Source organism: Hungatella sp. SL.1.14, from assembly GCF_024460495.1.
Lineage (GTDB): Bacteria > Bacillota > Clostridia > Lachnospirales > Lachnospiraceae > Hungatella > Hungatella hathewayi.
Genome location: NZ_JANFYJ010000005.1, coordinates 108,644 through 124,701, shown reverse-complemented (window position 1 = coordinate 124,701; position 16,058 = coordinate 108,644). Strand labels below are relative to the sequence as shown.

13 protein-coding genes are annotated in these 16,058 nt (G+C 33.4%); all 13 read left to right on the top strand.

What is annotated here, in order from left to right; genetic code table 11:
- The first annotated feature begins 86 nt into the window (after nucleotides 1–86).
- Nucleotides 87–1,082, top strand: a complete 996-nt coding sequence (locus tag NE473_RS07380; RefSeq protein WP_196411661.1) for a glycosyltransferase family 4 protein — start codon at nucleotides 87–89, stop codon at nucleotides 1,080–1,082.
- Nucleotides 1,066–2,235, top strand: a complete 1,170-nt coding sequence (locus NE473_RS07375; RefSeq protein ID WP_055651185.1) for a glycosyltransferase family 4 protein — start codon at nucleotides 1,066–1,068, stop codon at nucleotides 2,233–2,235. The genes NE473_RS07380 and NE473_RS07375 overlap by 17 nt, the downstream gene beginning before the upstream one ends.
- Nucleotides 2,222–2,998 (top strand): ABC transporter permease, encoded by a 777-nt coding sequence (locus tag NE473_RS07370; RefSeq protein ID WP_055651186.1) that lies wholly within the window; start codon nucleotides 2,222–2,224, stop codon nucleotides 2,996–2,998. Before NE473_RS07375 ends, NE473_RS07370 begins: the two co-directional genes overlap by 14 nt.
- On the top strand, nucleotides 2,998–4,293 hold the full coding sequence (locus NE473_RS07365; RefSeq protein ID WP_055651187.1) for an ABC transporter ATP-binding protein: 1,296 nt from the start codon (nucleotides 2,998–3,000) through the stop codon (nucleotides 4,291–4,293). Before NE473_RS07370 ends, NE473_RS07365 begins: the two co-directional genes overlap by 1 nt.
- Nucleotides 4,294–4,295: 2 nt before the next feature.
- On the top strand, nucleotides 4,296–5,870 hold the full coding sequence (locus tag NE473_RS07360) for a methyltransferase domain-containing protein (protein ID WP_055651188.1): 1,575 nt from the start codon (nucleotides 4,296–4,298) through the stop codon (nucleotides 5,868–5,870).
- 8 nt (nucleotides 5,871–5,878) lie between these two features.
- The gene (locus NE473_RS07355) at nucleotides 5,879–6,970 is read left to right on the top strand and encodes a glycosyltransferase family 4 protein (protein WP_055651189.1); all 1,092 of its coding nucleotides are present in this window, start codon (nucleotides 5,879–5,881) and stop codon (nucleotides 6,968–6,970) included.
- Nucleotides 6,967–8,010: a glycosyltransferase family 4 protein gene (locus tag NE473_RS07350; RefSeq protein WP_055651190.1), complete on the top strand. Its 1,044-nt coding sequence runs from the start codon at nucleotides 6,967–6,969 to the stop codon at nucleotides 8,008–8,010. Before NE473_RS07355 ends, NE473_RS07350 begins: the two co-directional genes overlap by 4 nt.
- Before the next feature lie 10 nt (nucleotides 8,011–8,020).
- Complete coding sequence (locus NE473_RS07345) at nucleotides 8,021–9,193, top strand: glycosyltransferase family protein (RefSeq protein WP_055651191.1); 1,173 nt, start codon at nucleotides 8,021–8,023, stop codon at nucleotides 9,191–9,193.
- A gap of 3 nt (nucleotides 9,194–9,196) precedes the next feature.
- On the top strand, nucleotides 9,197–11,257 hold the full coding sequence (locus tag NE473_RS07340) for a DUF6311 domain-containing protein (protein WP_055651192.1): 2,061 nt from the start codon (nucleotides 9,197–9,199) through the stop codon (nucleotides 11,255–11,257).
- Nucleotides 11,258–11,384: 127 nt separating this feature from the next.
- The gene (locus tag NE473_RS07335) at nucleotides 11,385–13,481 is read left to right on the top strand and encodes a glycosyltransferase family protein (RefSeq protein WP_155560762.1); all 2,097 of its coding nucleotides are present in this window, start codon (nucleotides 11,385–11,387) and stop codon (nucleotides 13,479–13,481) included.
- A 20-nt stretch (nucleotides 13,482–13,501) separates the two neighbouring features.
- Entirely contained in the window at nucleotides 13,502–14,488 is a 987-nt protein-coding gene (locus NE473_RS07330; protein WP_055651194.1) for a glycosyltransferase family 2 protein, read from the top strand.
- Nucleotides 14,433–14,888: a GtrA family protein gene (locus tag NE473_RS07325; protein WP_055651195.1), complete on the top strand. Its 456-nt coding sequence runs from the start codon at nucleotides 14,433–14,435 to the stop codon at nucleotides 14,886–14,888. Before NE473_RS07330 ends, NE473_RS07325 begins: the two co-directional genes overlap by 56 nt.
- The gene (locus NE473_RS07320; RefSeq protein ID WP_055651196.1) at nucleotides 14,885–16,051 is read left to right on the top strand and encodes a nucleotide sugar dehydrogenase; all 1,167 of its coding nucleotides are present in this window, start codon (nucleotides 14,885–14,887) and stop codon (nucleotides 16,049–16,051) included. The genes NE473_RS07325 and NE473_RS07320 overlap by 4 nt, the downstream gene beginning before the upstream one ends.
- The last annotated feature ends 7 nt before the right edge of the window (nucleotides 16,052–16,058 follow it).

Sequence of the window (16,058 nt, the reverse complement as noted above, 5' to 3'; positions counted from 1 at the left end):
AGCCCAGCGGAATCGGATTTTATTTATATGACTTTTTAAAAGGTCTGGTTCATGCAGAAAAGCTTCATATAAAGCTGATCACTGATGTGGCAGAGAGTGAGCAGATCCATTATCTGCAGCAGCAAAAAGTTCCTGTTATCTGCTATGGAAAAAGGGTATACCGAAGCGCAGGTGTTTACGCATATTTTAAATTTATAAAAAACTACTTAATCAAAGAACAGCCTGATATTTTCTGGGAACCAAACAATCTTATACCTATCAAGCTGCATGGATTTTCCGGGAAAATAGTATTGACGGTCCACGACCTGTTCCCGATAACGAATCCCGAATATTTTAGTCTGCTCTATTGCTTATATTTTCGACGCGGAATCAGACAGTCAATTCATCGCGCAGATGCTCTGCTTTTTGACTCTGATGAAACCCGGAGTTTTGTACACCATTATTTTTCAGAAGCTGTGCGTAAGCGTTCCTTTATTTCTTATCTGATCATTGATCGCCGCATAAACGTGGAACCACATGATGGTGGATACTTTCTTTATGTAGGAAACATCGAAAAAAGGAAAGGCAGTAATCTACTTATAAAAGCTTATAAAAAATATTGCAGCGAAGGCGGTACAATGCCTCTCTATCTGGGAGGCCGCATACGTGAAAAGAAGCTCCAGTCACTAATGAACGAAGCGGCCGACAAGTATCCGATGCTTCATCACCTGGGATACTTATCTCAGGAAGAAAAAGAAAAATGGATCGCAGGATGCAGCTGTTTTCTATTCCCATCTAAGGCAGAGGGGTTTGGCCTTCCTCCTCTGGAAGCGATCAAGTATGGGAAAAGGGTGATCACCAGTAATCTCCCGATTTTTCGGGAAATTTTATGTGGAACAACAGAATGCTTTGATATTAATGGTTCAGAGGCGCAGCAGATTGACCGTTTGTGCAAATGCATGATGTCATATCCGGAGCCCCCTGAATCTGACAAAAACGAAATATACGCCAACGTATTAAAAAAATATGATCCTCAGATACTTACTGAGTCATTAAAGAACTTTATGCTGAGCCTGGAGGATAACCGTGAGGATAGCATTTGATGCACAATTATTGTTCGAAAAACAAAAAACCGGTATTGGCTGGAATTCAAAAAAAATGATTGATGAATTAATTCAATTGCCGGGGAATGAATATCATTTAAATTGCTTTAATTTCAGGAAAAATCCAGAACGTGACCAGTTGATCCGGCAATATCGGGAAAAAGGATGTATTGTGCATGAATGCAAATGGATGCCAGCGTCTGTCTATAACCATTTAGAACGGCTGATTCCTTTTCCATATCGTTTCATTTTCAGAGAGAACGCTGATATTACCCAATTTTTTAACTATACAATACCGCTGGGAGTAAAAAGCAAACAAATAACAATTGTCCATGATATGGCATATAAAGCATATCCTGATACAGTAGCTCAAAAAACAAAGCATTGGTTAGACAGCCATTTAGAACAATACTGCAGGCGAGCAGATATAATTATCACAGTATCGGAGTTCAGCAAAAAAGAAATTATGAAATATCTGGCTGTTCCGTCTGAAAAAATTCATGTTGTCTACAATGGTGTTGATTTGGATCAATATCGCGAAGCAGATAATACGCAGAATATCGAGAATATAAAGAAAAAATACGGTATTACCGGAGCTTATCTCCTTTATTTAGGTACATTGGAGCCACGAAAGAATCTCGGGAGTCTTCTGGAGGCATATATGCACTTAAAGGAGGAACATGAACCTGTTCCAAAACTCGTTCTAGCCGGCAAAAAAGGCTGGTTATATGATTCTATCTTTGAAAAAGTGAAAGAATACGGATTGCAGGAAAATGTTGTTTTTCCGGGATACATTGCTGCAAATGATGCTCCTATTCTGCTTAGCGGAGCACTTCTGTTCGTGTTTCCTTCCCTCTATGAAGGCTTTGGCATACCGCCTCTTGAGGCAATGGCGTGTGGAACTCCGGTGATTACTTCCAATAGTTCTTCACTTCCCGAGGTAACAGGAGATGCGGCCATCTTAACAGACCCCCTGGATATTCAGGGACTAAAAAACGCCATGCAGAAGTTGATTAACAGCCCGGAATTGAGACTGGAGCTAAAAGAAAAGGGAAAACTACGAGCTGAACAGTTCAGCTGGAGAGCTTCCGCAAAAAGACTTCTGGATATTTATAACGAAGTAAAAATGGAGACAGGAAATGCAGACATTTAGAGAACTATACGCTTACAGAGAAATGATATTCAGCCTGGTAAGAAGAGATTTAAAGGGCCGCTACAAAGGGTCCGTACTTGGATTTCTCTGGACATTTATTAATCCGCTCCTTCAGTTGGCTGTGTATACCCTTGTATTTTCTGTTATTTTGAGAAACAACATTGAAGACTTTTACCTGTTCTTATTTGTCGCATTGGTACCCTGGATTTTTTTCAGTACCTCGGTTGCCGGCGGCTCAAGCTGCATCTGGCAGCAGCAGGATATGGTTAAGAAAATTTACTTTCCACGGGAAGTTCTTCCAATTGCTTTTGTAACAAGCCAGTTTATCAATATGCTTCTTAGTCTTTTGGTTGTTCTGGCGACATTAATAGTCAGCGGTTTTGGTATCAATTTTAAAGCGTTGCTCTATCTGCCAATTATTATGATTATCGAGTATTCGCTGTCTTTAGGTATGGCTCTTATTACCTCGGCAGTTACGGTTTACGTACGCGATCTGGAATATTTGCTCGGCATCATCACAATGGCATGGCAGTTCTTAACTCCAATCATGTACTCAGTTGAGCTCGTTCCTGCAGGCCTGATGCCAATTTTTAACTTGAATCCGATGACTCCCGTTATTATTGCATACCGTGATATTTTGTATTATAAACAGCTACCTAAAATGGAAACGTTGCTTCAAGCCACAATCTTAGGAGTACTCTTAATTGTAATTGGCTGGTGGACATTCTCAAAATTAAAACGGCACTTTGCGGAGGAATTGTAATGAAGCCAGAAAATGCGATCGAAGTTAATCATATATCCAAAAAGTTTAAAGTTTATATGGATAAAGGTCATACCCTAAAAGAAAAAATGCTTTTCAGCAAGCGGCGAAAATATGAAGAACGAATTGTTCTGGATGATATCAGCTTTGAAGTAAAAAAAGGGGAAGCTATCGGATTGATCGGTCAAAACGGGTGCGGGAAAAGCACTACATTAAAACTTCTGACCAGGATCATGTATCCGGATTCAGGAAATATTGAGATGTGCGGACGCGTGTCCAGTCTGATCGAACTGGGCGCGGGGTTTCATCCTGATATGAGTGGGCGTCAGAATATTTATACTAATGCGTCTATCTTTGGTTTGACGAGGAAAGAAATTGAGGCTCGTTTTAATGATATTGTAGCATTCTCAGAGCTGGAGCAATTCATCGATAACCCGGTCAGAACTTACTCCTCAGGAATGTACATGAGATTGGCATTTTCAGTGGCAATTAATGTCGATGCGGATATTTTGCTGATTGATGAGATACTGGCGGTGGGGGATGCGAATTTTCAAGCGAAGTGTTTTAACAAGTTGAGAGAATTAAAGGCTAACGGAACAACCATAGTGATTGTATCACATTCACTGGGACAAGTTGAACAAATATGTGAAAGAAGTATCTGGATTTTAGGAGGAAAATTACAAGCTATTGGAATTCCGAGAGACATACATCCAATGTATTTGGATTTTATGGGGCAGGCTCGACAAGACAGTGTTGAAGAGGAACGGCAGCGAGAAAAAGCTAACGAAGTACAGGCTGTACAGGATCCTTTAAAAGTCGAAGCTCATAATCATTCGGAATCATTTTCACCGGAGTCACAGAGCAAACGCTGGGGTAATGGCAATGCACGCATTAGTACAATTCGTGTTTTAGATGGTTCCATGAAAGAAAAAGCCGTTTTTTCAACAGGGGATAAGGTAGTTATCTCCATTAGCTATGAACTATACAAAGAAGTGGATGACGTCAGTTTTGGTATCGGAATATACAGAAGCGACGGTCAGCATTGTTATGGAACGAATACAAAAGTAGAAAAATTTGAACATTTTAATATAAATCATAGCGGTAAAGTCAATATTACATTTGAACATATTGAATTATTGCCAGGTTCCTATTGTATTGATATTGCAATTGAGGCCGGGTTGGGTTTACCAATCGATTATTTCACGAAAGCCTGTTCTTTTGAAATTTATTCCAACATAGATGACATTGGCATCTCCAGGTTGAAACATACATGGGAATTTTGCTGCGTCGAGAGGTGAATATGAGAATAAAAGATTTAGATACCCTAATAAAAGAAAATGAATGTTTTATTCGGGAAAACGATACCCTGGAGATACCTGCAAATAAATATGAAGAGGTGTCATTGGGGAAAATCATGCTGGATATTGAAAATGTTTCTAAGTCTATGGAAGACAGAGGTTCCATAATTCCATCTAATATATCTAAGGCCAATTTAACTGCCTCTGTTAGTGAAGGAAACTTTTTAAAGAAAACGATCAAAAAGATTGACTCAAAGTTATGCGGCAATTTAATTTATAAAAAGCATGTACATGAGCCCTTAAAATCCTTGTTTGTTAATTTTAATTCTAATATTTCAATAAACTGTAAAGAACTTTTGAAATATAATGGTGCAGAATTTGTTGATATTCTATATAGAAGCCTTTTGCGACGGGAACCTGATGATAATGGCAAACAGAATGCTCTGGTAGAACTGTCTTCGGGAAAATTAACAAAGTTAGACTTAATCAATAATATACTATATTCGGACGAAGGAAAAATAAAGTATGTTCGCGTAAAGGGATTAGTAAAATATAATTTCTGGGCCAAAATAAAAAGGATAATAAAAAAAATCCCTGTACTGGGCTATTTTTGCAGACTTGCCAAATCAATTATATTGGCACCACGATACTTCAGAAAAATTAATACTTCACTTTCCCTGTTAGAGCAGAATCTGAATGGATGTAGAGAAAGCGTTAAGAGTTTAGAACAATTATCTTACGCCGGTCAAATGGATATTAAAAAATTAGTAAGTTCTTATGAAGTCATTAACAACCTGGAATCTCAACTCGAGCATTATACAGAACAATTAAAAAACTTTGTTGATGAACAACGTATAAATGAAAAAATGCAGCAGGAAAATGCTCAAAAACAGGAAATGCTTATTGATCAATTTTACCTTGATTATAATCGGGATCTGATGCCGGATCCAAGGGAAGAGGTAATGGAACGGGAAGCGGTATATTTGCCATATATTACTGAATGGCATCAAGCACGTTCGAAAGATAGTTTGAAGATTTTAGACTTAGGGTGTGGAGAATGTGAATGGATTGAACTTTTAGAAAAAAATGGCTATCAGGTTACCGGTATAGACACTAATTTGAAAGTAATTGAAAAAGCCCATAGTATTTCCCCTGATTTTTCTATTATTAAGGCCAATGCCTATGAGTATTTATGTGGTCTTGAGGATAATTCAATAGATTTAATTACTATGTTTCATGTTATTGAGCATATGACGATTTTCGACGGATATAAGTTAATTATTGAATGCAAAAGAGTTTTAAGTAATGGTGGAATGTTAATACTGGAGACTCCTAATCCACTCAATATTTTAACCGCTACTTATTATTTTCGACTCGATCCCACTCACCGTTTCCCCATTCCAAAGGAATTACTTGAATTCACAGTAAAGGAAGCTGGGCTTAATATAAAAGAAACCCTTATGTTGAATCCATTGAATTTTATTCCCTATACCTATGAAGAGGATGATCCTATTAAGGATATTATATTCCGCTTTAATATGGAACAGGCGTATTCAGTCCTTGCAGTGAAAGGTTAAATAAAAATATGAAAATAGTTATCATGCATCAGACCATAACCAATCATGATGCCATTGGAAATGATATAGAAGCAATGTATCAAATATTTAGCAAAACATTTGAATGTAGTTGTTATGCACAAAATCAATTTAATACTGCCGTTACTTATATTGATGAGGAAGAATTAAGACAGTACTTAAGCGATAGTGAAAATTTAGTGATATATCATCATAGTGTGTATTGGGAACAGGGTGAAAAAATATTAGAATCATGCAAATGCAAAATACTTTTTCGTTATCACAATATAACACCCCCTTCCTTTTTCGAGAATTATAACGAACATCATTTTTTACAATGTGACAGAGGACGTAAACAAACTTTGCGTTTCCAGGAAAAATATAAAGATGCTTTCTGGTTATCAGCTTCCGTTTATAATACCCTCGACTTAAATAATGTATCTCAATCTAAAATAGGAATTTGTCCACCATTTCACAAGATAGAAAGTTGGGGAAAAAGCGCTCCAGATGAGGCAATTCTTCAAGATTTGTTAACTAATAAAACGCTTAATCTTCTTTTTGTTGGCAGAGTTGCACCAAACAAGGGACATCTATTTTTAATAGATGCGCTATACAAATATTGCATTAATTGGGGTAGTAACATTAAATTAAGAATAATTGGGAAATTTGATGATAGCCTTCTTAAATATAATCAAGAAATCCAAGAGTGTATCAGGGGGTACGGTTTAAACAACAATGTGGAATTTATAGGTGAAATTACAGATGCAACACTCATATCCTATTATCTGGGAAGTGATATTTTTGTATGTGCCAGTGAACATGAAGGGTTTTGTGTTCCTATTGTAGAGGCACAGTATTTTCAGCTTCCAATCATTGCATTAAGCAGTACGGCAGTAACAGAGACACTTGGTTCAAATCAAATACTTATGCATAGAGATACTAAAAAGTTCGCATCAGCTATTTCAGTAATTGAAAAAAACTTGGAATATAGAGATTTTCTTAGAAAAAACGGGAAAAGAAATTTTGATACAAGATTTACATTTCATAATATTGAAAAAAATTTAAAAACTATTTTTAACGAAAGAATGGAGATAAAACTATGAAAATTGCTATAGCTATGGTACAAGTTCCATTTATTCGCGGCGGGGCTGAAATTTTAGCTGATATGCTATGCAATGAACTGAAGAACCGTGGTCACCAAGCCGATATTATAACAATTCCCTTTAAATGGTATCCTTCGACTTCTATATTAAATTGTATGCTTGCGGGGAGAATGCTTGATTTATCTGAGATAAATGGAGAAAAGATCGATATGGTAATAGCGATGAAATTCCCTGCTTATTACGTAAAACATAATAATAAAGTATTGTGGCTAATGCATCAGCATAGACAAGCCTATGATCTTTGGGAAAGTCCCTATGGCGATATGGATAAATGGCCTGATGGAGAATTTGTCCGTGAAATGATTAACGAACATGATAATAAATATATCTCCGAAGCTAAAGCCATTTTTACCATCTCACAGAATACAACCAACCGCCTATTACATTTTAACAAAATAGATAGCGAGATTTTATATCATCCACCGTTAAACTATGAAAAGATGTATTGTGAAAGTTATGGTGATTATATTTTTTATCCAAGCAGAATTGATCCAATGAAACGTCAACGCCTTTTAGTTGAAGCTGCACGTTATATTCAAACGGAGGCAAAAATTATAATTGCAGGTACAGGTTCGAAAAGTGAATTGCTTTACATTAATGACTATATTAAAAAGTACAAACTGGAAAACAAAATATCTTTGACCGGCTTTATCTCTGAAGAAGAAAAAATTCGATATTATGGAAATTGTTTAGCTGTTTATTTTGGCGCTTATGATGAAGATTATGGTTATATTACACTGGAAGGCTTTTTTTCAAAAAAACCCGTTATTGTACATACAGATGCAGGTGGCCCTTTAGAATTTGTTAAAAATAATGAAAATGGATATGTTCTAGAAAATAATGCCAGACTACTTGCAAATAAAATAGATGAATTATATCTTAATAAAATCAAAGCAAAAGAAATGGGCGAAAATGGTTACCGTCTGATTCAGGAAAAAAACATTAATTGGGATTATGTAATAGATAAACTTTTACAGTAGGAGTACGTACATGGACAAGCGACGAATGTTATATATAAGCCCTTTCTGGCCGGTAAAAAGCGGTGTAAGCGAATACAGTGAGATTCTTATTTGGGGATTAAAAAAATACTTTGATATTACACTTTTCATTGATAATTATCTTATAGAGAATAGGGAAATATCAAAGGTATTTCCAATTGTTCATAAAAGTGATATGAGCGAAAGAGACTTTAAAAAATATGACATTCTTATCTATAATTTCGGTAATAATCCTGAAGCTCATGAGTATATGTATGATGTATTTTTAAATCATCCCGGTTTTATTGTCTTGCACGATTTGAGTTTATATTATCTGACAATAGGTTACTATCAAAAAAAAGGAATGTTATATCAAAAAATATATGAATTAGAAGGCGCAGATGGCATTACTAAAGTTAAGGAAAGCCTAAATAATGCTCCGGGTACAGATCTACTTCAACAAAAGGATTTGGCATCCTCTCTTTTACTTAATAATGAAATATTACCGTTAGCAAAAGGTATATTTGTTCATTCAAATTATACCAAAAATCAAGTTATACAATTATTTCCTGATAGTAATGTTTCCGTTATAAATCTTGTTAATTGTGTACCTGCACAGGTCAAAAAAAGCAATTATGATTTACGAAAACAATTTAACGTAAAGAGTAATGAATTTATTGTTGGATCCATTGGATTCATCGCTCCAAGCAAACAATGTGAATGCTGTTGTCATGCCATAAAAAAATATAATCTAATGAGCAGTCAAAAAGTTCATTATATCATGATAGGAGAGGGTAATTATATAGATCATTTATTGGATGACCATATCCATAAAACTGGTTTCCTAAGTAACATGGATTTTTTTAAGGCTATATCAGAATGTGATTTTATATTCAACTTACGCTATCCGTACCACGGCGAATCTTCTGCAACACTCTTGCAATGTATGATTTTAAAAAAATTTTGTATAGTCACTAATATTGGTTGGTTTGGTGAATTACCATCAGACGCTGTTCTAAAAGTTTCTGCTGATATAGATTCCGCTGAACTAAGTTCCATAATAGAAAAAGTAATATGTTCACCAGAAGATGTGCAACCAATTATAGAAAGGGCTTACGAATACGCAGCAAATGAATGTTCAGTAGAAACAGTTGCATTACAAATCAAGAATAGTATAGGTGAATAAAAATTGGTTGGAAAATTAACTCATTCTCAAAAACAATATATAAAATTGATTATAATTGCTTTCTTTATTGGAAGTTTTGCTTTTATATGTATATACGGAACTAATATTCTGCATATTACTAATGATTCGTGGTTATTAAATGGTAATGATTTAAATCAACATTATTTAGGTTGGAAATTTTACAGAAATTCGCCCTGGAATTATCCCATAGGGTTGATTAATGGAATAACATTAACTCCGATATCTGTAATATACACTGATTCTATTCCCATATTTGCTGTCTTTTTTAAAATACTGTCTCCTATTTTGCCAGAAACCTTTCAATATTTTGGGATATGGGGAATCCTTTGTTTTATTTTACAAGCAATTTTTTCGATTTTGATATTATACAAATATTCCCGAAAAATTTGTATTTCAGCTGTTGGAAGCATAATACTAACAATTAGTCCGATAGTTTTGCAACGAATGTTTATACATTCCGCATTGGCAGCAAATTGGCTTATTCTCGCTTCCCTAAATGTTTGGGTATATCGAGATAAAGTAACTGGATATATAAAACCGTTTATATTGTGGACTATACTCTTAGTACTAAGTGTTGGTGTCCATATGTATTATGTACCAATGGTATTTGCTATTATGTGTGCTAATTTTCTATATTTATTTCTTGAAAAACGTTCATTTTATACTATTAAAATTGCAATATTTACAATTTTAATTTCACTAGGCTGTTCTCTATTGTTTATGTGGATTTTGGGAGGCTTTTATGGAAATTCATCTATTGTACAACCAGGATTAGGAAGTTTTAGCAGTAATCTTAATACATTTATAAATTCTCAAGGACATTCGTTAATTTTAAAATCCATGCCTTTAGTTTCCCCGGACCAGGGCGAAGGTTATGGCTACTTGGGTTTAGGGGTTATTTTGCTTTTAATATTAGGTGGGATCCAATGTTTAAATAATGGTAAGTTAAACTTTAATAAAAACTTTTTTATATCTTTTGTATCATTATTTTTAATTTTATTTATATATGCTCTAAGTCCACGAATCACCTTTAACGATAAAATATTGGCTAATTTTTTATTGCCTAGTCCTCTGTACAATTTATTTAGTATCTTTAGAGCTACAGGAAGATTTATTTGGCCGCTTTGTTATATCATATCCATTACTGCAATCATTTTAAGTATAGATAATTTCGAAAGAAAAGCAGTCTATTTTTTACTTATAATGTGTATGTCTATACAAATTATTGATATTTCTCCAGCTATACAATATGCTCAACAGGCTTATTCAGGTGAAATTACTTATAATACTACGTTACAACATGCTGCATGGAAAGAATTGGGTAAAAATTTTAGTAAAGTGAAATTTATTACAAGTTTTACAGAACCTCAAAATTATGACTTAATACTTACAAATTATTTTACAATGGCTGAAGTTTTCGATATAGCCGATTGGGCAGAAAACAATAATTTAACTTTAAATGATTTTTATATAGGAAGAAGAGATTCTTCTTTAATTGAACAGGACAAGTATAAATCATGGATATCTCTTTTAAATGGAAATATAGATAAAGATACTATTTATATTTTCCCCAAAATACCTTGTGCACTTCTCGATATAGAAGGCATTACTGTTTATGCTTTGGATAACGTAGTTATAGCTATCAGTAGTGATTATGAATGGAAAGAAAATGAGTTAGAAAGTCTTAACTGGTCCTCACCAATTGATTTGGTGAATTACATGCTGGTAGATAATGGTAAGTACTTTGTAAACACCAGCCAATTGACAAAAAGCAAAATTATGTATGGTCCTTATATTCCATTACAACCTGGATACTATCAAATTACTATTGAGGGAAGCAATCTAAATTCAGCTATTTTCGATTGCAATAGCAATAGTTTCAATACCAAAATGAACATAAATATTTTATCTGAAAGTCCACAAAAAGTTGTATATAATTTTAAGCTTTCGAAATTAGCAGAAGATATTGAATTCCGAATCATTCCTAATGATGACATAAATGTACAAGTGACTAATCTTAAAATCGAGAAACTAAACACTTAATAAGCATGATTAAAAAGTTGCTATTGGTACTAACTTAGAATACTTCATCTGGGGATTTAAAGGAAGACTAATATACATGTAAGTGATACATATGGTCTGATAAATATATCAAAATAGAGGTTTAAAAATGTTTAAAAACGTAAGCGATAGAAAAAAACAGTGCTTAATAAGTTTTAGCATATGCTCAATAATCTTTGTGCTATTTTTTGCAATCAAAAGTGTAATAGTTTTTTCAATGGTGTCCCCTTTTATATTTTCAGATGAACAATCTTATTTTGGTATGGCCGATAAAATTTCACATTTGAATTGGCATAATATTTATAATTCTCATATGCCTGGCTATTCACTGTTAATAGCTCCTTTTTATAAAATGGCGTCTACTTCTTTCGGTGCATATCGTAATGTATTAACATTTAATGCGTTTATAAGCTCGCTGCCAGTAATAATTATATATATTTTGTGTCGTAAAACCTTTAGCCTAAACCAAAGAAAAAGTATTGTCATAACAATTTTAGGAAGTCTGTCAACTGCATTTTTTTCTTATACATATGTGGTTATGTCAGAAGTGGCTCAAAGCGTTTTTTACTTACTCGCGTTTTCAATCATGACAGATATCTATTTATCTAAAGAAAAGACCAAACTATATAAGTATATTTTCTTAGGAATTATACTTGGATTTTTGCCAATTATAAAAACTCAAGCAATGATTACATTGATTCTGTTTATTTTATTCTTTATTCTCTACTATTCTTATCGTTTTTCTAAATTAGAAAGACATAAAGTACTAATAACTGTTACGACATCGGTACTTATCTATTTTATATTTAGATTTATAATATTTAAAAATGTTGGCCTATATGAAGAGCAGAGCAAAGATAATTTATTAAGTATGCTTTCCGTATTTCAAAATGCTAACAATTTTAAAAGTTTCATTAACATTACATTCGCCGAATTTGCTGTTCTTTTTGTTTATACAGGAATACTACCATTTTATTTTATAATTAGAAAAGTATTAACCAATTATAGAGAATATAATAAAGAACAATACTTTGTTCTTGCTTTTATTATTATATTAATTCTAGCTCATATCGGCATAACAATCATACATGCTTATTGGGTATATTGTGATAAAGGAATTGCTACTGTCTACACTCGATATTTAGATTTTTTTCAACCTATTTTCATAACAACAGGAATGATAATCCTTTTGAGCAACGAAAAACAGGGAAATTTAAACAACAATGTTATCGCAATAATTTTAATATTTCTTATAGCTGTATTTTTTCCTAATATTGGAAAAATTGAAGCAAATACTTTAACAGTTGAGTTTTTTCAAAATATACCACAAAGTTTATACTATTTAATATGTTTTATTGCAATTATTATGATTGTTTTGTATAAACCTTCCATAAATTATTATTTGGTATGTTCCGTATTTTTATGTGTTATTTTAATTAATATGAATATTTCGGCAGTACAAACTCAGCTTAAACGTGGAGATGAGATGCGTTTTGTTTATCCTGAGCCATATTATTTTGCAACACATTCTATTTGCGGAGAAACTATAATTTTGGATAACTCCATATCAGAAATATCTAAAAGGGAAGATTATTATCCTGCTCCAGAAAAGAATAATGGGAATTTAGAAATTATAGACGAAAATATTGTTATTGATTTTAATTACAAATATTCAATGATGTTTTGGGCAATAAAAAATAATACTGTAAGTCAAGAACAAATAGCACTTTCTAAAGATGCTTATATCTGCACTAATAAATTAATTCCTAGAGAACCATTAGTAAAATATGGTCCCGTTATTCTATATGATAGAATACCACAAAATAATTCATATGAGGTAAATACAGATCTACTTTACCGTACTACATCAGGAGACTTAGAATTTGCGAATGAAAATTATCTAAGGATTAAAAATAACGTTTTAAATAACAACTTATTTATTAATAATATTACAAGTATCTTTATTACGTTAAAATTCGCAGATAATATAATACCGGCAATGCATGACGGTGACATCGCATTATATATTAATGGAGAATTAATGAAATGTGAAGATAACACAGCTTCTCATGAGGCTATATTTTCATTTTATAATCCTGACGAGTTTGACATAGAAAGCCTCACAATTACTTTTGGTGATTCTTTTAACGATATGATAACAGACGGCACTTTATACATAGGTTCAATGAATCTTAATTATAATTAAGATGTTAATGGAGAAATATTATGAAATTAATTATTCAAATTCCCTGCTATAACGAATCAGAAACTTTAGAAATTGCACTGAATGCCCTGCCAAAGCATATAGCAGGCATTGATATTATTGAATACTTGATTATTAACGATGGTAGTTCAGATAATACAATCGAAGTAGCTCAAAAATGGGGGGTTCATTATATTGTAAATTTCAGAAGAAATAAAGGACTGGCCAAAGGTTTCATGGCCGGGCTTGATGCATGTCTCCGGAATGGAGCTGACATTATTGTAAATACTGACGCAGATAATCAATATTGTGGTGATGATATTGAAAAACTGATCAGGCCAATTCTGGAAGGTAAAACGGATATTGTTATTGGAGAGCGTCCCATTGATACTACAGAACATTTTTCATTATTAAAGAAAAAATTACAACATTTTGGAAGTTGGGTGGTGCGGAAAGCCTCAAAGACGGATATCCCTGATGCACCAAGCGGTTTTCGCGCGTATAGTCGAGAGGCTGCCATGAAATTAAATGTGGTGAATGAGTATACCTATACTTTGGAGACGATTGTACAGGCAGGCCGTGACAAAATAGCTATGACTTCTGTCTCTATAAGAACAAATCCAGAGCTAAGAAAATCCAGATTATTTAATAGTATGTTTGGCTATGTAAAAAAATCTATGCTTACTATTATTCGTGCTTTTATGATGTATAAGCCTCTTCGCTTTTTTACAATTATTGGAAGTATTCCAATTTTTATAGGCATTTTAATAGGAATTCGTTTTCTCGTCTACTTCATATTGGGAACTGGCAATGGGCATATTCAGTCTTTAATTTTAGCCAGTATGCTGATATTGCTTGGATTTCAAACAATTGTAGCAGGTCTTCAAGCAGATATTATTGCCGCAAATCGTAAAATCCTGGAGGATATACAATATCATGTGAGGAAAATAGACTATGACAAAGCCAATCAATTCCCGATTCAAAAAGACATTCCACAAGATAGTGAATAAAGAAACACTGCTTTACGGAATCTTTGGCATTATAACTTCTGTATTAAATATCTTCTTGTTTAATGCATTGGTTTTGTGGGGGCTGGATTATAAATTTGCCAATTTTATTACTTTAATTGTTGTTAAATTGTCTGCATATATCTGTAATAAAAATTTTGTATTTTGTAGTAAATGCGCCAATATGTCTGAATTAGTCAAAGAGTTTGGCAGATTCCTTGTCGCAAGAGGCGCTACTATGTTAATAGATTATTTAGGGTTAATTGTTTTAGTTGAAATTTTTAGTACCAATAAATTCATCACTAAATGTTTTATTACAATTTTTGTAATTGTCATTAATTATTTTACAGGAAAAAAACACGTTTTCAAAGGACACGAATTACAGGGGGAGCAAAGTGAATGAAAATAACAATAGCTGGTATGGGTTATGTAGGTTTAGCTAACGCAGTATTATTAGCACAGCATAATGAAGTATATACGTTCGACCTTATTGCCGAAAAAGTAGAAATGATCAATTTAAAAAAATCTCCTATCAAAGATAACGAATTAGAGGATTACTTAGAAAATAAAAAGCTAAATTTAAAGGCAACTTTAGACTCTGCGGAAGCATTTCAGGGAGCAGACTATATCATTATTTCTACGCCTACAAATTACGATCCCCAAAAAAATCATTTTGATACCAGTTCGGTAGAAAGCACTATTGAAACAATATGTACGGTGGCACCAGCGGCTACTATAGTCATAAAATCAACCATTCCTGTAGGATATACGATTCAAATGAGAGAAAAATTTCATACAGAAAATATAGTATTTTCCCCCGAATTTTTACGTGAAGGAAAAGCTTTATATGATAACCTCTATCCATCACGAATTATCGTAGGTGATCATTCAGAAAAAGCCAAAACCTTTGCTGAACTATTAAAACAAGGCGCTAGGAAAGATAATATTCCTACATTATTTACAGATTCTACCGAAGCCGAAGCAATTAAACTTTTTTCCAATACATATCTTGCTATGAGAGTTGCCTTTTTTAACGAACTTGATACCTATGCAGAAGTAAAAAAATTAAATTCTAAGCAAATTATTCAGGGTGTATCTCTTGATCCGAGAATTGGCGATTTTTATAATAACCCTTCTTTTGGTTACGGCGGTTACTGCCTTCCGAAAGATACCAAACAGCTTTTGGCTAATTATACAGATGTTCCAAACAATATCATAAAGGCTATTGTAGATGCAAACAGAACAAGAAAAGATTTTATCGCCGAACAGATAATAGAAAAAGCCCCACATGTAGTGGGCATATATCGTCTGACCATGAAGACTGATTCTGATAATTTCAGGCAATCCTCTATTCAAGGTGTTATGAAACGCTTAAAGGCCCGGGGAATAGAAGTTATTATATATGAACCGTCAATGTCTGAACCGGAATTTTTCAGGTCGAAAATAATTCATGATTTGGATAAATTCAAAAGTGAATCTGATGTAATTATCGCGAATAGATGGAATGATGAATTGGAAGATATAAAAGAAAAAGTTTATACGAGGGATATCTTAAAAAGAGATTAAAGCGAGG